The organism is Streptomyces sp. NPDC020875 (genome assembly GCF_040641415.1).
GTDB lineage: Bacteria > Actinomycetota > Actinomycetes > Streptomycetales > Streptomycetaceae > Streptomyces.
The window spans coordinates 25,130-51,561 of record NZ_JBFADP010000048.1; the positions used below are offsets into that span (position 1 = coordinate 25,130).

Here is a 26,432-nt window from a genome sequence, read left to right on the forward strand (position 1 = left end):
GATTGTTTTGTACGGGATGCCCTCCCGGCGGGTTCGACGGGGGGTGCTGGCGCTCCCCCGGTGCCCTCCGCGGCGCGGGGGCCACGCACCCGCCCGGCGGTTCCCCGTACCCCTGAAACCCGGACACGCCGGGCGGCCCCTGACGAGCCCGGCTACGGGCGGGGGCCCGGGAGGGGGGTGGCGGTGCGGGTGGGGTCGATGTCCGTGGTGGCGGGGGGCGGGATCTGGTCCTGGCGGCTGCCCGATGCGCCCCGGTAGACCGCCGTGAAGGCGAGGGCGACCATCCCGATCCCCATCAGCAGGGCGAGCGCCCAGGCGACCGGGCGGTGCCAGTGGGCCGTGCCCCGGTACGGGCGGAGCGCGCCGCCGTGCGGGCCGTAGGGGCCGGACCAGTCCGTGTCGCCATCGTCGCGATCGCCGCGATCCTCGTGATCGTCGCGGGCTCCGTAGCGGCGCTCGGTGTCGTAGAAGCCGTCGTACGACTCGTCGTCCGGGTGGGCGAAGCCCATGGCCGCCGCCCGGGCCGCCTCGGCCTCCGCGCGGGCCTGCGCGGCGGCCAGCAGCCGCTCGACGGCGCTGGGTTCCTGGAAGGCGGCGGAGCGGACGAAGTCCTCGTCGAACACCACGGAGGCGAAGTCCTCGTCCGCGCCTCCGCGGTCGTCGTCGGGCTCCCAGCCGTCCGGGAACGGCCTGCCCCCCACGTCGTCCGGCACGTCATTCAGAGTAGACCCGGGCGCCGTGTTTGGGCAGACGGAGGGCGAACTCTCCCCGCCCGGACGACCGGTTCTCCCCCGCCGTTACCGGGTGTGTCCGTCGCCGGTGAGGATGTACTTGGTCGACGTCAGCTCGGGCAGGCCCATGGGTCCGCGGGCGTGCAGCTTCTGGGTGGAGATGCCGATCTCCGCGCCGAAACCGAACTGGCCGCCGTCGGTGAACCGGGTGGAGGCGTTGACCGCGACCGTCGTGGAGTCGACCAGTCGGGTGAAGCGGCGGGCCGCCGCCTGCGAGGTGGTGACGATGGCCTCGGTGTGCCCGGAGGACCAGCGCCGGATGTGCGCGACGGCGTCGTCGAGGGAGTCGACCACGGCCGCGGCGATGTCGTACGAGAGGTACTCCGTCTCCCAGTCCTCGTTCGTCGCCGCGACGACCGTGGCCTTGGTGTCCCCGGCCTGCTCGCGGACCCGCTCGTCGGCGTGGACGGTGACCCCGGCCTCGGCGAGCGCGTCGAGCGCCCGGGGCAGGAAGGCGGCCGCGATGTCCCGGTGGACGAGGAGCGTCTCGGCGGCGTTGCAGACGCTGGGGCGCTGGGCCTTGGAGTTGACCAGCACCGAGACGGCCATGTCGAGGTCGGCCTCGGCGTCCACGTAGACATGGCAGTTGCCGGTACCGGTCTCGATGACGGGGACGGTGGACTCCTCGACCACCGTACGGATGAGTCCGGCGCCGCCCCTCGGGATGAGGACGTCCACCAGGCCGCGGGCCCGCATCAGTTGCTGGACGGACTCGCGGGAGTCGGCGGGGACCAGCTGAACCGCTTCGGCGGGGATCTCGGTGGCGCCGAGGGCGTCCCGGATCACCCGGACGAGTGCCGTGTTGGAGGCGTACGCGGAGGACGAGCCGCGCAGCAGGACCGCGTTGCCGGACTTCAGGCAGAGGGCGGCGGCGTCGACGGTGACGTTCGGCCGGGCCTCGTAGACGATGCCGACGACCCCGAGCGGGACCCGGACCTGACGCAGATCGAGGCCGTTGGGGAGGGTGGAGCCGCGGACGATCTCGCCGACGGGGTCGGGCAGCGCCGCGACGTCCCGTACGTCGGCGGCGATGGCCCGGATCCGCTCGGGGGTCAGGGTCAGCCGGTCCACGATCGACTCGCTCGTGCCCGCCTCCCGGGCCCGGGCCACGTCCTCGGCGTTGGCCGCGACGATCTCGTCCGTGCTCGCCTCCAGCGCGTCGGCGACGGCCAGCAGCGCCGCGTCCTTCTCCGCGCGCGGCAGCGGGGCGAGACGGGCGGCGGCTTCCCGGGCGGCCAGCGCGACCCGGCCGACGGGGTTGAGGGAGTCCTGCGGGGTGAGCGGCGTCGTCATACCCGCAGGGTAATGGGGACGTGTCCCGGCCTCGTCCCCCATTTCGCACTGCGAGACGTCCCGGCGGCCGGAAGGAGTCGGAGGGATCCGGAGGAACACAGAAGGGATCAGAGGGAACCGGAGGGGCTCAGGGGGATCCGAAGGCATCGGAGGGGCCCGAGGGGATCAGAACGGGTGGACGCCGACCCGGGACGCCGGGGGCGGGCCGTAGCCCTCCGCGAGGCGCTGGTGGTACGTCTGGCGGTCGATGACCTCCAGGCCGACGATCGTCCACGGCGGCAGCTTCGCCGTCGCCCGGTGCTCGCCCCAGAGCCGGAGCGCCACGGCCGCCGCGTCGTGGAGGTCACGGGCCTCCTCCCAGTAGCGGATCTCGGCATGGTCGTTGGCGTACCTGCTGGTCAGCAGGAAGGGGTGGTCGTGGGCGAGTTGTTCGAGGCCGCGGCGGACCTCCGCCAGCGGCGCCTCGGCCCCGGAGACGCTGAGGGTGATGTGCCACAGTTTGGACTGGGCTTGGTCCTCGGTGTCGGCGACGGCGCCGTCACCGACGCTCGTCAGGGTCCGCTCGGGCCGTGCCGTGTGGCCCGCCGCCGGGCCGGACCGTTCGGGGCCCGCGGTTCCGTGGACGCAGCGGACGCCGTTGTTCCCTCGGGGCATGTCCCCCGGGCGCGCGATGGTCACAGGCGGCCTCCTGATTGCGTGTGTCGTGGTGCCCCGCCCCCGCAGTGCCCCCCGCAACAAAGTTGACCAGCCCCGGACCGGACGTGGGGCGGTTTTGGTAAAGGTCCCTGTTGGTTGACGGTGGTTTCAGCCGATTCAGGGGTTCATCACGACGAGATCGTCCCTGTGTACGACTTCCCTCTCGTATTGCGGACCGAGTTCGACGGCCAGTTCGCGGGTGGAACGCCCGAGCAGGGCGGGCAGCTCCTTGGCGTCGTAGTTGACCAGGCCACGGGCGACGGCCCGGCCCCGGGTGTCGCGGAGTTCGACCGGGTCGCCGGCGGTGAAGTCGCCCTCGACGGCACAGATCCCGGCCGGGAGGAGCGATTTGCGGCCCCGGACGACGGCCTCGACGGCCCCGTCGTCGAGGACGAGGGCGCCCCGGGGGGTGGAGGCGTGGGCGAGCCACAGCAGCCGGTCGGCGGAGCGCCGTCCGGTGCGGTGGAAGAACGTGCCGGTGGCCCGGCCGGCGAGGGCGTCGGCGGCGCGGACGGCGGAGGTGAGGACGACCGGGACCCCGGCGGCGGTGGCGATCCCGGCCGCCTCGACCTTGGTGACCATGCCGCCGGTGCCGACCCCGGCCCGTCCGGCGCTGCCGATCTCCACATGGGCGATATCGGCCGGGCCGCGGACCTCGTCGATCCTGGTCGTCCCGGGCCTGGCCGGGTCGCCGTCGTACAGTCCGTCCACGTCCGAGAGCAGGACCAGCAGGTCGGCCCGGACGAGATGGGCGACGAGGGCCGCGAGCCGGTCGTTGTCGCCGAACCGGATCTCGTCGGTGGCGACGGTGTCGTTCTCGTTGATGACCGGGATCGCGCCCATGGCCAGCAGCTGGTCGACGGTCCGGTAGGCGTTGCGGTAGTGGGCCCGGCGGCTGGTGTCCTCGGCAGTGAGCAGCACTTGGCCGACCCGGACGCCGTACCGGGCGAAGGACGCGGTGTAGCGGGCCACGAGCAGGCCCTGGCCGACGCTGGCGGCGGCCTGCTGGCGGGCCAGGTCCTTGGGCCTGCGGGCGAGGCCGAGCGGGGCGAGACCGGCGGCGATGGCGCCGGAGGAGACCAGGACGATCTCCTTCTCACCACCGCTGCGGACCTTGGCGAGTACGTCGACGAGGGCGTCGACGCGGTCGGCGTCGAGGCCGCCCGACGCGGTCGTCAGGGACGACGAACCGACCTTGACGACGATCCTGCGGGCCTGTGTCACCTGCTGTCTTGCCTCTGTCACGGACCGAATCTATGTCAGGGCGGCGGTCCGGTGCCGGGAGTTCTCAGCCGCTGGACACTTTCCGGCCGGGCCCGGAACCCGCGACCCGCCGGAAGCACGGCCCGGAGCCAGGACCAGGAACGGGACGAGGAACGGGACCGGGGGCCCGGGCCCGAGCCGGAGCCCGGACCGGGAGCCCGGACCCGGGCCCGTCGGCGCGACGCCCGTACGCCGTCAGCCCGCGACCGGCTCCTGCGGCACGCCGTCCGCCCCGGCCCGGGCCGACGGGGGCCGTTCGGCGGTCTCCTCCGGGCGGCGGGCCGGGGCGGCCTGTTCGCCGATCCGGCGGGCGACGCCCCGGTTCCGGGCCTCGGCCGCGGTCTGGAGCGCCCGTACGGCCGCGTTGAACCGCTCCATGGAGGTGGGGTGGTCGGGGCCGAGCAGGTAGTGCTTGAGTTCCCGCCGGGCGCCCGCCAGCGGATCGTCGCCGGGCGAGGCGACGGCGGCCAGCAGTTCGTCCAGTCCGGCGGCGTCGTTGCCGAGGATCACGGCCGCCCCGGCGGCGGTGTACTGCCGCCGGAACTCGTCGGCGCCGAGCCCTGCCGAGTCGGTGATGGCGTACGGTTTGCCGCTGGCCATGAAGTCGGAGACGACGCTGGAGATATCGGAGACGAGGGCGTCGGACTCGTTGAAGCAGTCGTAGAGCCCGGGTTCGTTCCCGGTCACGACGCGGTGCTCCCACCAGCCCGCCGCGCTCCAGTACGCCTTGTTCCACTCGGTCCGCAGCCGGGCCGCGCGGGCCAGCCGGCCGGGGTCGGCGAGGGAGTCCCGGGAGCGTTCCGCCTCGTCGCCGCCGGGCCGTTCGGGCCCCCGCAGCCGGGCGAGTCCGGCGTCGATCCGGGCGGCGCGGGCGGCGGCCTCCTCCCGTGCCCGCCGGTCCCCGGCGTTCCCGGCGGCCCAGCGGGGGTCGGTACGGCGCTCGGCCGCGGCGGCCTCGACCAGGGCGGTGACCCGCTCGTGGGCGGCCTTGGCCCCGGGGTCGCGGAGCCCGGTGAAGGGGTGCGGTTTGTAGAGGACCCGGACGGGGGGTTCGGCGGCCAGCAGCCGCCGGACGATGTTCTCCCCTGCGAGCAGCAGGGACGTATTGCCGGGGTCGTCCTCCCAGCCCTCCCAGGTGGGCGCGTACAGCACGGTCGGGATCGGGTGTACGGGCCGGTCCCCGGCGTGGGCGATGGGCGCGAGCTGGGGGCGGCCGACCTCGACGACGCCGCCGTCGGGGACGCCGACGTCGGCGACGGCGTAGCGGTCCCGGCCCGCCCGGCCCGCGGTCCACACCTCGTCGTACACCTTGCTGAACGGGTTGACGGAGGCCAGCTTGTCGCTGTCGCCGTGGCCGATGAAGACGTGCTTCATGGTGGGCCTGCGGAGCAGGTGGATGTTCTTGCCGACATTGGCGGCGTAGAGCGCGACCCGGACCGTGGAGAGGTCGAGGTTCATGGCGTGGGTACCGCCGGGGACGCAGAGGACGGGGACCGGGGTCTCGTTGAGCCTGGCCGTCAGTTCCCGTTCGCGCATCAGGATCAGCGGGCGGCCGTCGATCCGTTCCATCGTCTCCAGCCACATATTGGCCTGGTAGGCGGAGGCGGCGCTGCCGGAGAAGTAGAGGACGACGGTGGGCCGGTAGGCGCGCAGCCAGTCGTTGACGGCGTCGAGGACGGTCGCGGCGGGCGGCACCCGGCGGGTGAGGAGGTACGGGACGAGGACCGCGGTGTAGAGCAGGCCGAGGCCGAGGGAGGCGGCGATACCCGCGTAGCCCACGAGGTCCTCGCCGGTGGCGGCGGCGGTCAGTACCCCGGCGACGGCGGGCAGATCGAGGTGGAGCATCTTCCGGGCGGCGCGGCGCAGCAGGAACCGCGGCGGGGCGTCGGGGATCCGCAGCGGGCCCGCGGGGATGTTGCGGGTGGCGACGGGCAGGGTGCGGTGGGAGCGGATCAGGGCCGTGAGGGCGCCGTGCGGGGCCTGGAGGCCGTAGAAGACCAGGAATCCGGCGACGGCGGTGAAGAAGAGGGTCGTGTCGGCGAGGCCCGTACGGGCCAGCAGCAGTACGAGCAGGAGTTGGCGGAGGAGGAACCGGATGGAGAGTCCGGCTCGCACCTTGCTGAGCCGGTTGACGAGATAGCTGCCGCGGTGGTGGAGGTACCAGTCGGCGAGATAGGTGAGGGCGGCGGCGGCCGCGAAGAACGGGACGTGCGGCAAGAGCGCGGCGAGCAGGACGGCGGGGTAGCCGAGTCCGATGAGGGCGGCGGCGGCCAGTTCGGACCGGCTGCCGACGCGCGCCAGGCGCATGGCGGTCGTGATCACGGAGAACCTGCTCCAGACGGTGCCCGGCGGTGGCTCCGCGGCACGGGCGGCGGAATCGTGGCGGACAGAGGGGCTGACGGAGGGACGGGAGAAGGGGAAGGGCGGCTCGGGAGGCCCTGACGGCGGGGCCCGCGAGCGGGGACCCGGGACGGGGCCGTACCACGGGGGTCTGACGGGAGTGGTGGCGGCGGGGCCGCCGGGTCGCCGGGAGCGCCGGGTTGTCCCATCGGTGCCGCTACGGGACGGGCCCGGACCACGCGGCCCCGGAGAACGGAACCGACGGGAGCGGCGGGAGCGGCGGAGCCCGTAGGACCGGCGGAGCCCGGCCCGGTCCGGCGGTCGGCGCGGCCGGTGCCGGTCAGACCGCGTTCTGCCGGTCGAGCACCGCCGCCAGGGCCTGCTCGAAGCCCGACGCCTCACCCGCGCCCCGGGTCGGGTCCTGGCGGCGGACGTCCACGACGTGCCCGGTCAGTTCGGAGAGGAGGACGTCGAGCGACGTCCGGGCGACGGCCTCGGAGGAGAGCAGACTGCCCGCGGGCTCGGTGCCGAAGGCCCGGGTCCGCATGGGGGTCGCGGTGCGTTCGGGGTTGACGCAGTTGACCCTGATCCCGTCGGCCGCCCATTCGTCGGCCAGCGCCTGGGTCAGATTGACCATGGCGGCCTTGGTGGACGAGTAGAGGCTGTACTCGGCCCGGCCCCGGGTGTAGCTGGACGAGGTGTAGAGCAGCAGCTGCCCCTGTGTCTCGGCCAAGTACTTGTAGGCGGCGCGGGCGATCTGCACCGGGGCCAGATAGTTGACGTGCAGGGCTTCCAGGATGGTGCTGTTGTCGGTCTCGGCGAGCCGCCCGATCCGTAGCAGCCCGGCGGTATTGATCACATAATCGATCCGGCCGGTCTCCGTGTAGGCCCGGGAGAGGGCGTCGTCCACGTGTTCCGGGTTCTCCACATGGGTTCCGGTGGTGGAGCGGCCGAGGGCGTAGACCCGGGCCCCGTAACCCCGGGCGAGGGCGGCGACATCGGCGCCGATGCCGTACGAGCCGCCGAAGACGATCAGGGTGCGTCCGGCGAGGAGTTCGCGGTAGGCGTCCTCCCCCGCCTGGGCGGGGGCGGCGGTGGAGGCGAGCTGGAACAGCTTGTCGGCGATGAAGACGTCGACGGGCTGGGTGACCTTCATGTTGTACTCGTCGCCCGCGACGACATGGATGGGGACGTCCGGCAGATACCGCAGGACGACCGAGCAGTCGTCGGTGGCCTGGAAGTTGGGGTCGCCGGCGGCCAGTTCGTACGCCCGCCGGATCGTGGAGAGCTTGAACGCCTGCGGGGTCTGGCCCCGGCGCAGCCGGGAGCGGTCGGGGACGTCGGTGATGAACTCGCCGTCCTCGCCGTGGGTACGGGTGACGACGATGGTGTCGGCGGAGGGGATGGCGACGTCGACGGCCCGGTAGCGGGCCAGCGCGTCCACGCAGTCCCGGATGACGCGCTGCGACAGCAGGGGCCGGACCGCGTCGTGGAAGAGGACGTTGACGTCCTCGCCGGGCGCGGCGTCGGCGCCGAGGGCGGCGATGGCGCGCTCCGTGGTCTCGTTGCGGGACGCGCCGCCCTCGATGACCCGCCGCACCTTGGTGAGTCCCGCCTTGGCGACGATCCGTTCGACGTCCGGTACGAAGCCGGGCGCCATCAGCACGATCACGTCGTCGACGGCGTCGGCCTGTTCGAAGGCGGTCAGGGTGTGCTCGATGACGGCCTTGCCCGCGATCTTCAGCAGCTGCTTGGGGATCGACAGTCCCACGCGTTGCCCGGTGCCGCCCGCGAGCACGACGGCCGTGGTGCGCGGGGTGGCTGGATGTGATGCGGACACAGACGGACCTACCTCGATCGAGACGGGTGCGGAGCGGAGCGATGTTTACACTCTCCGTGACTGTCCCGCAACGCGGCGGAGCCGCCCTCGCGTGGTGTTCCGATCCGGGGATCGCGCCTCGGCGCCCGGGTCCGTACCGGCACTGCAGGGGGTTCCCGCAGTACGCCGGGGGCGGGACGGCCCGGGGGCCGCCCGCCCGGCGACCGGCCGGCGAACTACCCGGAACGGGCAGGTCCGGCCGGTTCATCAGCGGTTTCTCAGCTCCAGTACCAGCCGGTTGGCCGGGTCGAAGGCCAGTCGCAGCACGATCAGCCGCTGGTCCTGGCCGCGGATCTTACGGATCACCCGGCGGGCCAGCAGCAGGGGCCGCTGCTCGTGCAGCAGCACCTCGGGATAGCCGATGACATCACTCTTCCGGAGCACATCGTCAAGGAGCCGCCCGACGGCGGCGGGTCGCTGGTCCGGGTGGTAGCGGAGCCACAACTCCCAGGACTCGTCCTCCTGTTCGCGGCGGTCGGCGACCGTCTCGCAGTCGAGGACGACGGAGAAGCCCCGGGTGCCCTCGCGGGTGCCGTGGAAGACGATCTCGTCGTCCGGGTCACCGCCCCGGCGCAGGATCAGGGTCGGCTCGCCCGCGGGTTCGACCGTGCCGAGGATCCGTCCGGTGAGGGTGAGCCGGTGCTCGTCGATCGTGAGGTCACCGGCCTCGACATGCTGCCGGCGGGCCCAGGAGCGCAGGACCAGGCGGTGGGCGGGGGGTTCGCGGAAGGGCACGAGATGGTGGACGGCGGCGTCCCGGGCGAACCGGTCGGCGGCGGCCAGCGCGCCCCGCTGGTCGACGGTACGCGCGGTCAGTACGGCCCGGCCGCCCGTGCCGGGGCCCTCGGCGTAGCAGACCCAGTGGCCGTCGGCGAGCTGGGCGTCGGCCGGGACGACGGCGGTGCCGTCGGGCGCGAAGAGGATGGACCGTTCGGCGCTCGCGGCGGGGGGCTGGCCGGTCGCGGAACCGTTCCGGCTCCGGGATCCGCCCCTGGCGTTCTTACGGCCCTCGCCCCGGCCCTTCTTCCCGCCGCCGGAACCGCCCGGCCCACCGGGACCGCCGGGCGCCGCCGCGCCGGAGGGCTGCGCGGTCCCCTGGTCCACCCGGGCGCAGATCAGCCGCAGTCCGGGGTGCTTCATCGCGGCGGCGGCCGGGGCCACGATCCGTACGGTCACCGAACCGTCGGCCTCGGCGACGCAGTCCGCGACCGGCGCGAAGGGGCGGACCCCCGGGGCGGGCCGGGTCCGGTGCCGCTGCCGCGCGCCGAGGGCGGTGAACAGCTCCTCGTACCGTCCCGCGATCAGCGCCGGGTCGAACGCCGCCGCGCGCTCCGTCGCCGCCGCGCCCAGCCGTCGGCGCAGCTCCTCGTCCCCGACCAGCCGGAGCAGCGCGGCGGCGACGGCCGTACTGTCACCGACCGGGACCAGAAAGCCCTGCTCGCCGTCGGTGACGATCTCCCGGGGGCCGTGGTCGCAGTCCGTGGCCACGACCGGCAGTCCGCACCGCATGGCCTCGACCAGACCGATACCGAAGGGCTCGTGGCGGGAGGTGTTGACCGCGACGGACCCCTTGACCCACTCGGTCTCCATCGCCGTGCAGGAACCCATCAGTTCGACCCGGTTGTGCAGACCGAGGCGGTGGGCGACCCGGCGGACCCGCTCCCGGTCGGGCCCGGGGCCGTAGAGGCGCAGCCGCCAGTCGGGGTGGACGGCGACGACCCGGGCGAAGGCGTGCAGCAGGGCGTCGTACTGCTTCTCTCGGGTGATCCGGCCCGCCGCCGCGACGACGGTCCGCTCGGTGAGCCCGGCGGGGGCGGCGGTCGGCGCGGGAACCCCGTGCGGGATGTGGAGGACCCGGGTATCGGGGTCGGGCAGCCGCTCCCGCCAGCCGTCGGCATCGGCCGCGGTCAGCGTGACCAGGGCGTCCAGGACGTCCAGCCGGGGCGCGAGTTCGGTGACCAGCTCGGCGGTGTGCTGGCGCAGGCTCTTGTGCTCCTGGCCGATGAGCACGGCGTTCTGCGGGGCGTACGGGCCGACGGCGGGGACCAGCGCCGGACGGGTGGCGATCACCACATCGGCGTCCGACGCCTCGTAGTGGGCCCGGATCCGGTCGTCGGTGAGCCTGCTGTACTGCCCGTACCGGGGCTCGCGGCGCGGAATCAGCTCGGACGGCTCGCGATGGGCGGGGTCGTCCGACTCGTTCCCCGGGGCCCCGGCCCGGACGTCGACGAGATCGACGAGGGTGATGGCGGGGTCGATGGCGTACGGGGGATTGTCGTGGTGCCGGAGGACCGACACGATCTCCACCTCATGCCGGCCGGCCAGCGCCTCCGCGAGATTGAGCGTGCCGCGGATGGTGCCACCGATGCCGTAGATCGAGTGTATGAGGAAGGAAATCTTCATCTGGCTCCGTTCGCAGTCCCGGGACGTCGTGGCACTCGCTCACGACCCGCCCGGAGCCGGGACCTCCGCCGTACGACACGTCACAAAGGCGGACGGACGTACGGCGGAGGTGGCGGGGCAACGGGCCGCGGCGGGCACCATTCTCCCGAACGCGGGACGTGCGACACGCCGGGTCGCGTCCCGCGCGGTCGGAGGGCCGGGCGTCGCGGCCCGCGAGGGCGCCGCCGCGCGCGGCCGGGAGCTCCGGGCGCCCGGCTCCCGAGAGCCTCGGGGCCTCCCCGCGAAGGGGTGCGGAAAGCCGCCGTTGGGGAACCTGCGGAGTTTCGCCCGCGCGCCGCCCGTGGCTGATCGCGCAGTTCCCCGCGCCCCTGGAACCCCGGGCTCAGCCCCCGAGAACACAGGCCCACGAAGACCCTCAGGGGGCGCGGGCGGAGTTTCGCCCGCGCGCCGCCCGTGGCTGATCGCGCAGTTCCCCGCGCCCCTGGGACTCCGGGCTCAGCCCCCCGAGAGCACAGGCCCACGAAGACCCTCAGAGGGCGCGGGGGGAGTTTCGCCCGCGCGCCGCCCGTGGCTTGGTCGCACAGTTCCCCGCGCCCCTGGAACCCCGAAGGCACACGACGGCCCTCAGGGGGCGCTGAGGGATCCCCGGCGCCCCTGGGACTCCGGGTCCGGCTCCAAGGAGAGGCGGGCCCGGGGCGCGGGGGCTACTGGAAGGGGTCGAAGTCGTCGTAGGCGCGCTCCGCGTCGTCGCGTTCCGCGTCGCGGTCGCGGCGGCGCTGGGCCGCGGGGCGCGGGGCCTCCAGGCGGTGGTCCTCGCCCCGGCGGCCGAGCATCTCCGCACCCGCCATCACCGTCGGCTCCCAGTCGAAGACGACCGCGTTCTCCTCGGGGCCGATGGCGACGCCGTCACCCGCCCGGGCTCCGGCCTTCACCAGCTGCTCCTCGACGCCGAGACGGCTGAGCCGGTCCGCGAGGTAGCCGACGGCCTCGTCGTTGTTGAAGTCGGTCTGGCGCACCCAGCGCTCCGGCTTCTCGCCGCGGACCCGGTAGATCCCGTCCTCCTCGCGGGTGACGGTGAAGCCCGCGTCGTCGACGGCCTTGGGCCGGATGACGATCCGGGTCGCCTCCTCCTTCGGCTTCGCGGCGCGCGCCTCGGCGACGATCCCCGCCAGGGCGAACGACAGCTCCTTCAGACCGGTCCTGGCGACCGCGGAGACCTCGAAGACCCGGTAGCCGCGGGACTCCAGCTCGCCGCGGACCATCTCGGCCAGATCCTGGCCGTCCGGGATGTCGATCTTGTTGAGGACGACGATCCGGGGGCGCTCGTCCAGGCCGCCGTACTGCTTCAGCTCCTCCTCGATCACATCGAGGTCGGAGAGGGGGTCGCGGTCCGATTCGAGGGTGGCGGTGTCGAGTACGTGGACCAGTACGGAGCAGCGCTCCACATGGCGGAGGAATTCCAGCCCGAGGCCCTTGCCCTGGCTGGCGCCGGGGATCAGGCCGGGGACGTCCGCGATGGTGTAGACGGTGGACCCGGCGGTGACGACGCCCAGGTTGGGCACCAGGGTCGTGAAGGGGTAGTCCGCGATCTTCGGCTTGGCGGCGGAGAGCACCGAGATCAGCGACGACTTACCGGCCGACGGATAGCCGACGAGGGCCACATCGGCGACGGTCTTCAGCTCCATCACCACATCGCGGGCCTCACCGGGCTCGCCGAGCAGGGCGAAACCGGGGGCCTTGCGGCGGGCCGAGGCCAGGGCCGCGTTGCCGAGGCCGCCCCGGCCGCCCTGTCCGGCGACGAAGCTGGTGCCGTGGCCGACCAGGTCGGCCAGTACGTTGCCGTGCTTGTCGAGGACGACGGTGCCGTCCGGCACAGGGAGGATCAGGTCGCGGCCGTCCTTGCCGGAGCGGTTGCCGCCCTCGCCGGGCTGGCCGTTGGTGGCCTTGCGGTGGGGGCTGTGGTGGTAGTCGAGGAGAGTGGTGACCGACTGGTCGACGACGAGGATCACATCACCGCCGCGTCCGCCGTTGCCGCCGTCGGGGCCGCCGAGGGGCTTGAACTTCTCACGGTGGACGGAGGCACAGCCGTGGCCTCCGTTACCCGCGGCGACATGCAGCTCGACGCGGTCCACGAAGGTGGTCATGGGATGTCCTCCAGAAGGGGTCACTGCCGGGGGGCCGGGCGACCGGCCGGGATCTCGTACGGGACGGGTCCGCGCCCACGGGCGCACCGTCTCCTCTTAACTGCTAACACGCGAAGGGCGGATCCGCTTCCCGCGCGGGCCCGGGAAGACCCGGGACCGCTTCGGGGAGCGAGATCCGCCCTCGCGAACGTTCTGGCTGGTGCCTGTGTCAGGCGACCGGAACGATGTTCACGACCTTGCGGCCACGGTGACGGCCGAACTCGACCGCACCCGCCTGCAGCGCGAACAGGGTGTCGTCGCCGCCGCGACCGACGCCCGAGCCGGGGTGGAAGTGGGTGCCCCGCTGGCGGACCAGGATCTCACCGGCGTTGACGACCTGACCGCCGAAGCGCTTCACGCCGAGCCGCTGAGCGTTGGAGTCGCGACCGTTCCGGGTGGACGATGCGCCCTTCTTATGTGCCATGTCTCCTCAGTCCCTTACTTCGCAGCCGCGGGAATGCCGGTGACCTTGATCGCCGTGTACTGCTGGCGGTGGCCCTGGCGACGGCGGTAGCCGGTCTTGTTCTTGTAGCGAAGGATGTCGATCTTGGCGCCCTTGTGGTGGTCCACGATCTCGGCCTGGACCTTGATCCCGGCCAGCACCCACGGGTCGCTGGTCACGGCGTCGCCGTCGACAACGAGCAGGGTAGAGAGCTCTACCGTGTCGCCAACCTTGGCGGTGGGAATCTTGTCAACCTCAACGATGTCGCCGACAGCAACCTTGTGCTGGCGACCACCGCTGCGCACGATGGCGTACACGCGGATCTCTCTCTCGCTCGGAAACGGGAACCCCTGATGCCAGCCGCCCGCACGGCCCCGGGGGACCGTGACTGTCCGGGTGGGTGAGCGGCCTCTCCGGGCGGCGGCGATGACAGCCACCGGAGGGAAGGTGCTCAGGAGCTGGCGTGCGACAGACACGCCGACGGTCAAGGTTACGGGGCGCCCGGCCCGGGGGTCAAACCGGGCCGGGCCACCCCCGCGAGGGCTCCGACTCCTGAGAGACGGTGCCCACGACACCCGCTTCAGGAGAGCGGTGCTCCACACCTCTCGTACCGGGGCGCGAAAGGGCCGTGGCCCCTCCCACGGACGCGGGAGGGGCCACGGATCGGACCTGCGGGGCGTACGGCCCCCGAGGGTCACCCCTCGGTGGTCGCCGTGACCGTCGCGGGCGCCTGCTGGGCGGCCGCGGCGGTCTTCTTCGTACCGGCCTTCTTCGCGGTCGTCTTCTTGGCCGCGCTCTTCTTGGCCGCCGTCTTCTTCGTGGCGGCCTTCTTCGCGGTGGCCTTCTTGGCGGTCTTGCGGGCCGCCTTCTTGGCCGGGGCCTCGGTACCGGACTCCGGCGCCTCGGCACCGGCGGCGGCGATCACCACGACCGCGCCCGCGTCGCCCTCACCGGCGCCCGTGGGGGAACCGGCGGGAGCGGTGACCTTACGGACCACCCGGCGCCGGGCCCGCGGCGGCGCGGCGGCCTCCGGCTCGGCCACCGGCGGCTGCTCGGCGACGGGCGCGGCGGCCTCGGCGGGCTTCGCCACCACGACCACCTCCGGCTCCGCGGCCTCGGCGCTCTTCGGCGCCCCGGCCGGGGCGGACGCCTTACGGGTCGCCCGGCGACGGCCACGACCCGCCGGAGCGGCCTCGGGCGCCTGCTCCGGCTCGGCGACGGGCGCGGCAGGCTCGGCGGCGGGCGCCTCGGCGACCGGCTCCGGCGCGGCAGGAGCGGTCTCCGGCCGTACGGCGGCCTTCGGCGCGCCACCGGGCGCCGACGCCCGGCGGGTCGCGCGGCGACGGCCACGGCCGCGCTGTGCGGCGGCCTCCGCCTCGGCGGCGCTGCTGTACAGCTCCTCGTCGGGGACGAACTCGGGCTCGGCGAGCGCGACCGGCTCGGCCACCTCGGCCGCGACCTCCGCGGCCGACTCGGCGATGTGCTCGTGGTCCTCGGTGGTGTGGTCGTGCGCCTGGGCGGCGTCCCCGCCGCGCCCGCGCTTCTTGGACCGCTTGCCGCCACCGCCGCCACCGGCGGACGTGGCCTGGTCCATGTGGACGATGACACCGCGCCCGTTGCAGTGGACACAGGTCTCGGAGAAGGACTCCAGCAGACCCTGGCCGACCCGCTTACGGGTCATCTGCACCAGGCCCAGCGACGTCACCTCGGCCACCTGGTGCTTGGTCCGGTCCCGGCCCAGGCACTCCAGCAGGCGCCGCATCACCAGATCGCGGTTGGACTCCAGCACCATGTCGATGAAGTCGACCACGACGATGCCACCGAGGTCGCGCAGCCGCAGCTGGCGCACGATCTCCTCAGCCGCCTCCAGGTTGTTCCTGGTGACGGTCTCCTCCAGGTTGCCGCCCTGGCCGGTGAACTTACCCGTGTTGACGTCGACCACGATCATGGCCTCGGTCTTGTCGATCACCAGCGAGCCGCCGCTGGGCAGCCAGACCTTCCGGTCCAGCGCCTTCATCAGCTGCTCGTCGATGCGGTAGGTGGCGAAGACGTCGACCTCGCTCGTCCAGCGCTGCAGCCGGTCGGTGAGATCGGGCGCGACATGCGCGACATAGCCGTGGACGGTCTCCCACGCCTCGTCACCGCTGACGATGACCTTGGAGAAGTCCTCGTTGAAGATGTCGCGGACGACCCGGACCGTCATGTCCGGCTCGCCGTAGAGCAGGGTCGGCGCGCCGCCGCCCTTCGCCTTCTTCTTGATCTCGTCCCACTGCGACTGGAGCCGCTCGACGTCGCGGCGCAGCTCGTCCTCGCTCGCGCCCTCGGCGGCGGTGCGCACGATGACGCCCGCGTCCTCGGGGACGATCTTCTTGAGGATGGTCTTCAGCCGGGCCCGCTCGGTGTCGGGCAGCTTGCGGCTGATCCCGGTCATCGAGCCCTCGGGCACATAGACCAGGTAGCGGCCGGGGAGGGAGACCTGGCTGGTCAGCCGGGCGCCCTTGTGGCCGATCGGGTCCTTGGTGACCTGGACCAGCACGGACTGGCCGGACTTCAGGGCGGCCTCGATCCGGCGCGGGCCGTGGCCCATGCCGAGCGCCTCGAAGTTGACCTCACCGGCGTACAGGACGGCGTTCCGGCCCTTGCCGATGTCGACGAACGCGGCCTCCATCGACGGCAGGACGTTCTGCACCTTGCCGAGGTAGACATTGCCGACGTACGACGTCGACTGCTCCTTGTTGACGTAGTGCTCGACGAGGATGTCGTCCTCCAGCACGCCGATCTGGGTGCGCTCGCCGCTCTGGCGGACGACCATGACGCGCTCGACGGCCTCGCGGCGGGCCAGGAACTCGGCCTCGGTGATGATCGGCACCCGGCGGCGGCCCTGCTCGCGGCCCTCGCGGCGGCGCTGCTTCTTGGCCTCCAGACGCGTCGAGCCCTTGATGGACTGGACCTCGTCGGACGCCTCCTCGCGGGTGCGGGTACGCGGCTCGCGGACCTTGACGACCGTACGCTCCGGGTCCCCGGCGGCCTGCTCGTCCTCGTGCCCGGAGTCACCGCTGCGACGGCGACGGCGACGACGGCGCCGGCTGCTGGCGGAGCCCGTACCGCCGGTGGCGGCCGTGTCGTCCTGCTCGTCGGTGTCGTCGGCCTCGGCGTCGTCGGCCTCGGCGTCGTCGTCCGCGTGGGCGGCGGAGGCGTCGTCGGGCGTGTCGGCGTCGGCCTCCGGCTCCTCGCCGGACTCGGGGTGCTCGGCAGACTCGCCGCGACGGCGGCGGCGGCCACCACGACGACGGCGGCGGGAGGGCCGGTCCTCGGAGTCGTCGTGCTCGTCGGTGTCGTCGGTGTCCTCGGCGGCCTCGGCACCTTCGACCTCAGCCTCGGGGGCCTCCGGGGCCGAAGCGGTCTCGACGCGCTGCTCGGCGGGCTCGCCCCGACGGCGGCGGCGACGGCGGCCGGTCGGCTCGGCGACGGGCTCGGCCGGGGCCTCGACCGTCTGCTCGGTCTCCGCGGTGGCCTCGGGCTCGTCGGCCTCGTCGAGCTCGTCGACATCGGCGTCGTACACCGTGGCGGCAGCGGCGGCGGCCGTCTCCGGCGTCTGGAACATGGGCTCCGCGAAGACCGGGGCCTGGAAGACGGCGACGGCGGGCCGGGCGGCGCGGCGGGCGGCCGAACCGGCCTCCGCGGTCTCGGCGGTGAACTGCGGGGCGACGACCCGGCGGCGGTTACGGCCCCGGCCCGTGGCGGTTTCGGCGGCGGGCTCGGCGGGCTCCGGGGCGGTCTCCACTGCGGCGGCCTCTGCCACCGGCTCGGGAGACGCGCTCTTACGGGTCGCCCGGCGACGCGCACGCAGCGCGGGCGCCTCCTCCGCCACCGGCTCGGAAGCCTCAGGAGCCTCAGAGACGGCCTCGGCGACCGGCTCGGGGGACGTGACCTTACGGGTGGCCCGACGACGCGCACGCGGCGCGGGCGCCTCTTCCACGACCGGCTCGGCGGCCTCGCCGCCGTCACTCGGCTCGACGTCCTCGGCCTGCTCGGCGACCGGCTCGGCGGCGGTGGTCTTGCGGGTCGCCCGGCGACGCGCACGCGGCGCGGGCGCCTCCTCCGCCACCGGCTCAGCGGCGGCGACCGGCTCAGAAGCCTCAGAGACGGCCTCGGCGACCGGCTCGGGAGAGGTGACCTTACGGGTCGCCCGGCGACGCGCACGCGGCGCGGGCGCCTCCTCCACCACCGGCTCAGCGGCGGGCTCGGCGGCGGCGACGGACTCAGGAGCCTCGGAGGCGGCCTCGGCGACCGGCTCGGCGGCGGTGGTCTTACGGGTCGCCCGGCGACGCGCACGCGGCGCGGGCGCCTCCTCCACGACCGGCTCGGCGGCGGGCTCGGCGGCAGCGGCCTCGGCGACCGGCTCCGGCGCGCTCACCGCGCGGGTGGCCCGGCGGCGCTTGCGCGGGGCGGTCTCCTCCGCGGCGGTCTCGGCCTCGGCGGCAGCGGCGGTCTCGGCCACCACGGGCTCGGCGGCGGCGACCGGCTCGGCCGACGCCGTCTTACGGGTGGCCCGGCGACGGGCACGCGGCGCAGGCGCCTCCTCCGCCACCGGCTCGGCGGCAGCGGCGGCTCCGGCGGGCGGTCCCGCCGGGCGGGAGGCGGCGCGGCGGCGGCGCGGCGGCAGGGTGTCGCTGGGGCTGTCGGCCCCGGGGGCGGTGCTTCCGGCGGTACCGGGTTCGTTCGACTCGTGCATGCGGGCGGTTCTCCCGTCACGCTCCCGGGCGGACGCGCTCACGGTCCGGCCATGGTCCGCGCTCGGCGCGGTGATGCCGTCCGGGGCGGGGCCGCCGCACGGGAGCTGAATTGTCTGGCTCGCCGGTTCCGTGCGCGATGTACACACGGCCTGGCGAAAGTCTGGTGGTCTTCCGCGGCCCGACCCAGGTGGCTTCCGCGTACAAGGGCCGCGCTGCGACGACGGTCCGGTCGTGAACGGGGCCGGACCCGCGTCCCCGAGGGGGACGCCTTCGCGTCATCGAGGGGAGGCGGTCCCGGCGGCCGTTGCCGATGCGGCCGGTACTGCCTCGCGGTCGACTGCGAGCGGGTCGGTCACCGTGCCGGACTCCTCGTCGAAGAGCCCCTGCGCCAGCCTGGTCACCGCTGCGGGGACCGGCGGCGCCAGGTCGGCCACAGCGCGGAGACCGGACAGGACGTCGTCGGGTCGTACGGCAGGCGTCACGTGCCGTACCACCAGCCGCAGTATCGCACAGCGGCCGGTCGACGGCCCATCGGCCTGTGGAGGGAGCACGTCGAGAGAGGCGACGGCGCCCCGCGCGTCGAAGGCGCGCATGCCGTTCTTGGTGCGCCGTTCGACCTCGACGGCGTCGGCCGCGAGGAAGGCTTCGACGGCGCGGGCGGCGTCCTCGGGCTCGACCCGGTCGAGCCGCAGCTCCCAGACGGAGGCGGTCAGCCGGTCGGCGAGTCCGGGGGTCCTGGCCTCGACGGCGTCGACGATGTCGAGACCGTCCGGCAGCGACTCGTCCAGCAGCTCACGGAGCGTGCCGGGGTCACGGTGGCGGGTGAGGGCGATCTCCAGATACTCGGCCTCGGAGCCGGTACCGGTGGGGGCGGCGTTGGCGTACGACACCTTGGGGTGCGGGGTGAAGCCCGCCGAGTACGCCATCGGCACCTCGGCCCGGCGCAGCGCCCGCTCGAAGGCGCGTTGGAAGTCTCGGTGGCTGGTGAACCGGAGGCGGCCGCGCTTGGTGTAGCGCAGGCGGATGCGCTGTACCGCGGGTGCGGGCGGCGGGCCTTCGGGCTGTCGCTTGCCCAGTGGTTCTTCTCCTCGGTGCGGGGCGGTCGCGGGTGACGCCGCCCTCGGAATGCTGGGTGTCCCGTGGGGGCCGGCCCGGCTTTCACCCGCTGCTCGCGGGGAAGCCCGGGGCGGGCCGCCGCTGTCGGTGACAGTCGTTCTACTACCCAGAGTACGCGCCGGGACCACCACCGGTTCCCCGGGATCCGGTGGTGGTTCGGCGGAGGTACGGGGCGGAGCCCGCCCGGGACCGCTACTTGACCACGGTCAGCGGCAGCAGCTTCTTGCCGGTGGGGCCGATCTGGATCTCGGTGCCCATCTGCGGGCAGACCCCGCAGTCGAAGCAGGGTGTCCAGCGGCAGTCCTCGACCTCGGTCTCGTCGAGGGCGTCCTGCCAGTCCTCCCAGAGCCAGTCCTTGTCGAGGCCGGAGTCCAGGTGGTCCCAGGGGAGCACCTCCTCGTAGGTACGCTCCCGGGTGGTGTACCAGTCGACGTCCACGCCGTAGCCGGGGAGCGCCTTGTCGGCGCAGGCCATCCAGCGGTCGTACGAGAAGTGCTCGCGCCAGCCGTCGAACCGGCCGCCGTCCTCGTAGACGGCGCGGATCACATCGCCGATCCGGCGGTCGCCCCGGGAGAGCAGGCCCTCGACGATGCCGGGCTTGCCGTCGTGGTAGCGGAAGCCGATGGAGCGGCCGTACTTCTTGTCGCCGCGGATCTTGTCGCGGAGCTTCTCCAGCCGGGCGTCGGTGGCCTCGGCGGAGAGCTGCGGGGCCCACTGGAAGGGCGTGTGCGGCTTGGGGACGAAGCCGCCGATGGAGACGGTGCAGCGGATGTCGTTGGAGCCGGAGACCTCCCGGCCCTTGGCGATGACGTTGACCGCCATGTCGCCGATCTGGAGGACGTCCTCGTCGGTCTCGGTGGGCAGTCCGCACATGAAGTACAGCTTCACCTGGCGCCAGCCGTTGCCGTAGGCGGTGGCGACCGTACGGATCAGGTCCTCCTCAGAGACCATCTTGTTGATGACCTTGCGCATCCGCTCGGAGCCGCCTTCGGGGGCGAAGGTGAGGCCGGAGCGGCGGCCGTTGCGGGTCAGCTCGTTCGCCAGGTCGACATTGAAGGCGTCGACCCTGGTGGAGGGGAGGGAGAGCCCGATCTTGTCCTCTTCGTACCGGTCGGCCAGGCCCTTGGCGACCTCGCCGATCTCGGAGTGGTCGGCGCTGGAGAGGGAGAGCAGGCCGACCTCCTCGAAGCCGGTCGCCTTCAGGCCCTTGTCGACCATCTCGCCGATACCGGTGATGCTGCGCTCCCGGACCGGGCGGGTGATCATGCCCGCCTGGCAGAACCGGCAGCCGCGGGTGCAGCCGCGGAAGATCTCCACGGACATCCGCTCGTGGACGGTCTCGGCCAGCGGGACCAGCGGCTGCTTGGGGTAGGGCCACTCGTCCAGGTCCATGACGGTGTGCTTGGAGACCCGCCAGGGCACTCCGGAGCGGTTGGGCACGACCCGGCCGATCCGGCCGTCGGGCAGGTACTCGACGTCGTAGAAGCCGGGGACGTAGACCCCGCCGGTCCTCGCCAGCCGGAAGAGCACCTCCTCGCGGCCGCCGGGGCGGCCCTCGGCCTTCCAGGCGCGGACGATGTCGGTGATGTCGAGGACGGCCTGTTCGCCGTCGCCGATGACGGCGCAGTCGATGAACTCGGCGATCGGCTCGGGGTTGAAGGCCGCGTGGCCGCCCGCGAGGACGATCGGGTCGTCGATCCCGCGGTCCTTCGCCGCGAGCGGGATGCCCGCGAGATCGAGGGCGGCCAGCATGTTGGTGTAGCCCAGCTCGGTGGAGAAGCTGAGGCCGAAGACGTCGAAGGCGCCGACGGGCCGGTGGGAGTCGACCGTGAACTGGGGGACGCCGTGCTCCCGCATCAGCTCCTCCAGGTCCGGCCAGACGCTGTACGTCCGCTCGGCGAGCACACCCTCGCGCTCGTTGAGTACCTCGTAGAGGATCATGACGCCCTGGTTGGGCAGTCCGACCTCGTACGCGTCCGGGTACATCAGCGCCCAGCGGACGTCACACGACTCCCACGGCTTGACGGTGGAGTTCAGCTCACCGCCGACGTACTGGATCGGCTTCTGCACATGCGGGAGCAGAGCCTCGAGCTGTGGGAAGACCGACTCGGCAGCAGACATCTCAGAGATCTCAGGGCTTTCGTGAGCTGGCAGGGGTGACCATCCAGCGTACCCCGATCAGCCCATCCCCTCAGCCGACGCCGTGCTTCCGCAGCTCATCGGGGGCGGCCCGGGACCAGACACCCGGCAGTTCCAGCTCCCGGTCGGCGGCGGACCGCTGTTCGCGCCCGTAGAGGAGTCCCCAGGTGAAGGCGGATTCCCCGGCCGCGTGTGCCTGGATCGCCAGATCGCGCAGGGTGTCGCGGGCGACGACGCTGTCCTGGTGGTCGCCGAGTACGGTCTGAACGGCCTTCATCCGTTTGGCGAACCACTTGGCGGGGCGGCCGAGGGCGGCGGTCGCGGCCTCCCCCGCGTAGCGGGCGCGTTTGGCGGCCTTGCGGGCGTCGTGCATGGCCAGGTCGCGGTCGGGCCCGGCGGGCAGGGAGAGGGCGTGGCCGATCCGGTCGGCGAGCCGCCCGTAGTCCTTGAGCAGCGCCTTGGGGAGTACGGATTCCGGGGCGCCCGCGGCCCGTTTCCGCAGCGGCGGGTCGGCGAGCAGGGTGTCGAGGGCGGTCAGCAGGGCGAGATAGCGGGCGCTGTCCAGGGCGGTCAGGGCGCGGCGGCGGGAGCCGGAGCCGCGGGCGGCGGTCCAGATCCGCAGCCTGCCGCGGACCGGGCCCAGCAGCAGGGTCCTGGGCAGGGCGTCGAGCCCGGCGCGCAGCCGTTCGGCCAGGACCTCGGTGTCCCGGGCCGCGCCCAGCTCGCCCGCCAGCCACTTCAGCTCCTCGCCGATCGGGTCGGTGACGGTCCGGTCGAGTACCGCGGAGTACGAGCGGAACGCGCTGCGCAGCCTGCGGGTGGCGACCCGCATCTGGTGGACCGCGTCGGGCGTGTTGCGCCGTACGCCCGGGTCGTGGCCGAGGAGGGCGGTGACCTGGTCGCGGAGGTAGCCGAGGACGAAGGAGCCCGCGTCGCCGGAGGGGGTGGGCGGGGCGGCGGCGAAGGCGGCGTCGAGGCCGGTCTCGCCGAGGGCGCGGGCCAGTTTGGAGGGGGCGTCGGAGGCGGCGATCCCGGCCTTGCGGAGGCGTTTGCCGATCTTGTCGAGGAGGGCGGGGTCGCCGTCGTCGGCGAGTTCGACCTCGATCTCGTCCCAGTGGGCGGTCCGGCCGTCGTCGAGGCGTTCGGCGGTGACCGCGTCCCGGCTCAGCTCGGCCAGCGGGGTGCCGTCGGCGTCGAGCAGCAGATGGATCTCACGGCTGGAGAGCAGCCGGATCACGGGCTCGGGTTCGGTGGTCCTGGTCCGGGCCCGGATCAGTGATTTCAGGGTACGGGGCAGGGCCGTGGAGAGCGGGGACCTGATCTCGTCCCGCACTCCGGGGGCGACGGGCAGTTTGAGGTGCCAGCCCGCGTCGTCGCCGCCGGTCCGGCGCCGCAGGGTGATGGCCGCGGCGGCCAGCCGCAGGTCCGGGGTGTCGTAGTAGACCGCGTCGAGTTCGGTGGTGCCCTGGTCGACGACGGTGGCGACGCCGGGGACCCGGGTCAGGTCCGGCAGCCGGGTCTCGGGGGTGGCTTCGTACTTCCGCTCGATTTCGCGCTTCGTGTCCGCCATATCTCGAATCTAATTCGGGATGATTCGATACGGCAGTCCCGGAACACCGCCGAATGGCGCGTTCACCGTGCCCGGGCGGCGTTCCGGGACCGCCGCGGCCGATGCCGGGCCGGGCTCAGGCCGTCATCGGGCCGGGCTCAGGCCGTTATCGGGCGCTGGACGCGGATGGACTGGAGGAGTCCGATCGCCACCCAGGTGGCGAACATGGACGAGCCGCCGTACGAGACGAACGGCAGCGGGAGTCCGGCGACCGGCATGATGCCCAGGGTCATCCCGATGTTCTCGAAGGACTGGAAGGCGAACCAGGCGATGATCCCGGCGGCGACGACGGTGCCGTACAGCTCGGTGGTCTCCCGGGCGATCCGGCAGGCGCGCCAGAGCACCACACCCAGCAGGACCAGGATCAGCGCGGCCCCGACGAAGCCCAGTTCCTCGCCCGCGACGGTGAAGACGAAGTCGGTCTGCTGTTCGGGGACGAACTGGCCGGTGGTCTGGGAGCCCTTGAAGAGTCCGGTGCCGAGCAGTCCGCCGGAGCCGATCGCGATCCGCGCCTGGTTGGTGTTGTAGCCGACACCGGCTGGATCGAGTTCGGGGTTGGCGAAGGCGGCGAACCGGTTGATCTGGTACTCGTCGAGCAGCCCCAGGGCGGCGACCAGGACGGCACCGGCCACTCCGCCGCCGATCAGGCCGAGGACCCAGCGGTTGGGCGCCCCGGAGGCCAGCAGCACCCCGAGCACGATCACCACCATCACCATCACGGAGCCCAGATCGGGCATCCGCATGATGATCAGCATCGGCACCACGGCGAGCAGCAGCGACTTGGCGACCGTGCGGTGGTCGGGGTGGACCATGTCGCCCGCGTCGACCCGGGCCGCCAGCAGCATCGCCATCCCCAGAATGATGGTGATCTTGACGAATTCGGAGGGCTGGACGGAGAAGCCGCCGCCGATCACGATCCAGGCGTGGGCGCCGTTGATGGTGGCCCCCAGCGGGGTGAGGACCAGCAGGATCAGCAGGACGGAGAGGCCGTAGAGCACCGGGACGGCGCCGCGCAGGGTGCGGTGGCCGAGCCAGATGGTGCCGACCATCAGCGCCAGGCCGATACCGGTGTTGAGGACGTGCCGGAAGAGGAAGTAGTACGGGTCGCCCTGGTTCAGCTCGGTCCGGTTGCGGGTGGCGGACCAGACCAGCAGGGAGCCGATGGCGCTGAGGGCGAGGGCGGAGAACAGCAGGGGCCAGTCGAGCCTGCGGACCATGGAGTCGCGCGAGCTGAGCTGTGCCCACAGTCCGCCGCGCCGCGGCCCGTAGCCGGAGACGGAGAAGCCATTGGTGCCGGCCATGTCCTCTTAGTCCCTCCGAGCGGGCGGTCCCGCGAGCTGATCCTGGTCCTGCTGATCGTTCTGGTTCTGGTCGTTCTGGTTCTGGTCCTGTTGTCCGTCGGCGGCCGGGTCCTCCTCGCCCTCCGGCTTCGGGGGGACGTACGGCTTGATCTCCGGGGCGTCGATGTTCCCGTCCGGCTGGACCTTGGGCAGGGTCTTCTGCGGACCGGGCAGCAGGGCGCGCTTCAGGTCCTGGCCGCCCTTCTCGTCGAGGCCGTACATCGCCTCGTAGATATTGCGGACGGCGGGTCCCGAGGCGCCGGAGCCGGTGCCGCCCTGGGAGATCGTCATCACGATGGTGAAGTCGTCGGTGTAGGTGGCGAACCACGAGGTGGTCTGCTTGCCGAAGACCTCGGCGGTACCCGTCTTGGCGTGCATCGGGATCTTGTCGTGCGGCCAGCCCTGGAACCGCCAGGCCGCCGAGCCGGTCTTCACGACCCCCGCGAGGGCGTCGTTTATCTGGTTCCTGGTCTGCCGGTCCATCGGCAGCCTGCCGTGGGACTTCGGCTTGATCTGCTCCACCTTCTTGCCGTCGGCGCTGATGACCGCCTTGCCGATGGTGGGGTTCCAGAGGGTGCCGCCGTTGGCGATGGCCGCGTAGACGGTCGCCATCTGGATCGGGGTGACGAGGATGTCGCCCTGGCCGATGGAGTAGTTCACCGAGTCACCGGCGCGCATCTGGTTGCCTTCGAGGCAGTTCTCGTACGCCACCTGTTGGGCGTAGTCCCCGCCCTTCTTGCCGGTCTTGCACCAGGAGTCCTTGTTCGCCGCCCAGAAGCGCTGCTTCCACTCCCGGTCGGGGACCCGGCCCTTGACCTCGTTGGGGAGGTCGATCCCGGTCTCGGAGCCGAGCCCGAAGTCATGGGCGGTGCGGTAGAACCAGTTCTTGGCGTCCTTCTTCGGCTTGATGCCGCCGTCCTTGGCCCATTCGTTGTACGCCAGGCCGTAGTAGACGGTGTCGCAGGAGACTTCCAGGGCGCGGCCCAGATTGATGGAGCCGTACCCCTTGGACTCGAAGTTCTTGAACTCCCGGCCGCCGAAGGAGAGCGACGACGGGCAGGGGTAGGTGTCGTCGAACTCGTATCCGGCCCGGACGGCGGCGGCCGAGGAGACCACCTTGAAGATCGAGCCCGGGGCGGCCTGGCCCTGGATCGCCCGGTTCAGCAGCGGGAAGTTGGAGCCGTCGCTGGTCAGGGCGGCGTAGTCCTTGGCCGAGATGCCGCCGACCCAGGCATTGGGGTCATAGGTCGGCAGGGACGCCATGGCGACCACCCGGCCGGTCTTGTTCTCCATCACGACGACGGCGCCCGCGTCGGCCTTGTAGTTCTCCCGGGTATTGCGGTCGAACTCCTTGCGGGCGGCCTTCATGGCCTCGTTCAGTTCGTACTCGGCGACGGCCTGGACCCGGGCGTCGATCGAGGTGACCAGGTTCGATCCGGCCCTGGCCTGGTCGCGTTCGGCCTCGCCGATGACCCGGCCCAGGTTGTCGACCTCGTACCGGGTGATCCCGGCCTTGCCGCGGAGCGCCTGGTCGTAGGTGCGTTCGATGCCGGAGCGGCCGACCTGGTCGGAGCGGAGATACGGCGACTCGCTCTCCTTGGCCTGCTCGATCTCGGCGTCGGTGACGGGCGAGAGATAGCCGAGGACCTGGGCGGTGTTGGCCTTGCCGGGCGCGGTGTAGCGGCGGACGGCGGTGGGTTCGGCGGTGATACCGGTGAAGTCCTCCGCGCGCTCCCGGATCTGCAGCGCCTGCTGGGTGGTGGCCTCGTCGGTGACCGGGATGGGCTGGTAGGGCGAGCCGTTCCAGCACGGTTTGGGCGTCTTGGAGTCACAGAGCCGGACCTTGTCCATGACGTCCTTGGGCTTCATGCCGAGGACGCCCGCGAGCCGGGTCAGGACGGCCTTGCCGTCGTCCTCCATCTTCATCAGCTCGGTCCGGGACGCGGAGACCACGAGCCGGGTCTCGTTGTCGGCGAGCGCCACCCCGCGGGCGTCGAGGATGGAGCCGCGGACGGCGGGCTGGACGACCCGCTGGACGCCGTTGTTCTTCGCCTCGTCCGTGTACTCCTGGCCGTTGCGGATCTGGAGGTACCAGAGCCGCCCGCCGAGAGTGAGGAGCAGGGAGAAGACCAGGACCTGGATGACGACGAGCCGGATCTGGACCCGGGGGGTCCGGCCGGTCTCCGGGATGTTGCTCATGGT

16 protein-coding genes are annotated in these 26,432 nt (G+C 72.8%); all 16 read right to left on the reverse strand.

Annotated elements, in window-relative coordinates; all coding sequences use genetic code 11:
* Positions 1 to 152 precede the first annotated feature (152 nt).
* The 16 genes from AB0G74_RS25380 to mrdA all read right to left on the reverse strand — a co-directional run bounded on the left by AB0G74_RS25380 (position 153) and on the right by mrdA (position 26,429).
* Positions 153 to 713, reverse strand: coding sequence for a hypothetical protein (locus AB0G74_RS25380; protein ID WP_361150341.1), 561 nt, complete (start codon positions 711 to 713; stop codon positions 153 to 155).
* Positions 714 to 797: 84 nt separating this feature from the next.
* Positions 798 to 2,084 (reverse strand): glutamate-5-semialdehyde dehydrogenase, encoded by a 1,287-nt coding sequence (locus AB0G74_RS25385; protein ID WP_361150344.1) that lies wholly within the window; start codon positions 2,082 to 2,084, stop codon positions 798 to 800.
* A gap of 165 nt (positions 2,085 to 2,249) precedes the next feature.
* Positions 2,250 to 2,762: a hypothetical protein gene (locus tag AB0G74_RS25390; protein ID WP_361150346.1), complete on the reverse strand. Its 513-nt coding sequence runs from the start codon at positions 2,760 to 2,762 to the stop codon at positions 2,250 to 2,252.
* 135 nt (positions 2,763 to 2,897) lie between these two features.
* Entirely contained in the window at positions 2,898 to 4,025 is a 1,128-nt protein-coding gene (gene proB / locus AB0G74_RS25395; protein WP_361150349.1) for a glutamate 5-kinase, read from the reverse strand.
* Positions 4,026 to 4,238: 213 nt separating this feature from the next.
* Entirely contained in the window at positions 4,239 to 6,365 is a 2,127-nt protein-coding gene (locus tag AB0G74_RS25400; RefSeq protein WP_361150352.1) for a hypothetical protein, read from the reverse strand.
* 358 nt (positions 6,366 to 6,723) lie between these two features.
* A complete protein-coding gene (locus AB0G74_RS25405; RefSeq protein ID WP_361150355.1) occupies positions 6,724 to 8,223 on the reverse strand; it encodes a bifunctional cytidylyltransferase/SDR family oxidoreductase in 1,500 nt (499 codons plus the stop codon).
* A 246-nt stretch (positions 8,224 to 8,469) separates the two neighbouring features.
* Positions 8,470 to 10,665, reverse strand: coding sequence for a glycosyltransferase (locus AB0G74_RS25410; protein WP_361150357.1), 2,196 nt, complete (start codon positions 10,663 to 10,665; stop codon positions 8,470 to 8,472).
* A gap of 704 nt (positions 10,666 to 11,369) precedes the next feature.
* Positions 11,370 to 12,809, reverse strand: a complete 1,440-nt coding sequence (obgE, locus tag AB0G74_RS25415) for a GTPase ObgE (RefSeq protein ID WP_361150359.1) — start codon at positions 12,807 to 12,809, stop codon at positions 11,370 to 11,372.
* A 208-nt stretch (positions 12,810 to 13,017) separates the two neighbouring features.
* Positions 13,018 to 13,272, reverse strand: a complete 255-nt coding sequence (rpmA, locus tag AB0G74_RS25420) for a 50S ribosomal protein L27 (RefSeq protein ID WP_358823549.1) — start codon at positions 13,270 to 13,272, stop codon at positions 13,018 to 13,020.
* A gap of 14 nt (positions 13,273 to 13,286) precedes the next feature.
* Complete coding sequence (rplU, locus tag AB0G74_RS25425) at positions 13,287 to 13,607, reverse strand: 50S ribosomal protein L21 (RefSeq protein WP_056558958.1); 321 nt, start codon at positions 13,605 to 13,607, stop codon at positions 13,287 to 13,289.
* A 377-nt stretch (positions 13,608 to 13,984) separates the two neighbouring features.
* Positions 13,985 to 18,025, reverse strand: coding sequence for an Rne/Rng family ribonuclease (locus AB0G74_RS25430; protein WP_361150361.1), 4,041 nt, complete (start codon positions 18,023 to 18,025; stop codon positions 13,985 to 13,987).
* A gap of 276 nt (positions 18,026 to 18,301) precedes the next feature.
* Complete coding sequence (locus AB0G74_RS25435; protein ID WP_361150405.1) at positions 18,302 to 19,102, reverse strand: TIGR03936 family radical SAM-associated protein; 801 nt, start codon at positions 19,100 to 19,102, stop codon at positions 18,302 to 18,304.
* 232 nt (positions 19,103 to 19,334) lie between these two features.
* On the reverse strand, positions 19,335 to 21,263 hold the full coding sequence (locus tag AB0G74_RS25440; protein WP_361150363.1) for a TIGR03960 family B12-binding radical SAM protein: 1,929 nt from the start codon (positions 21,261 to 21,263) through the stop codon (positions 19,335 to 19,337).
* 70 nt (positions 21,264 to 21,333) lie between these two features.
* Positions 21,334 to 22,851: a CYTH and CHAD domain-containing protein gene (locus tag AB0G74_RS25445; protein ID WP_361150366.1), complete on the reverse strand. Its 1,518-nt coding sequence runs from the start codon at positions 22,849 to 22,851 to the stop codon at positions 21,334 to 21,336.
* A 137-nt stretch (positions 22,852 to 22,988) separates the two neighbouring features.
* Positions 22,989 to 24,191, reverse strand: coding sequence for a rod shape-determining protein RodA (gene rodA, locus AB0G74_RS25450; protein WP_361150368.1), 1,203 nt, complete (start codon positions 24,189 to 24,191; stop codon positions 22,989 to 22,991).
* A 6-nt stretch (positions 24,192 to 24,197) separates the two neighbouring features.
* Complete coding sequence (gene mrdA / locus AB0G74_RS25455; protein WP_361150370.1) at positions 24,198 to 26,429, reverse strand: penicillin-binding protein 2; 2,232 nt, start codon at positions 26,427 to 26,429, stop codon at positions 24,198 to 24,200.
* Between the last annotated feature and the right edge of the window lie 3 nt (positions 26,430 to 26,432).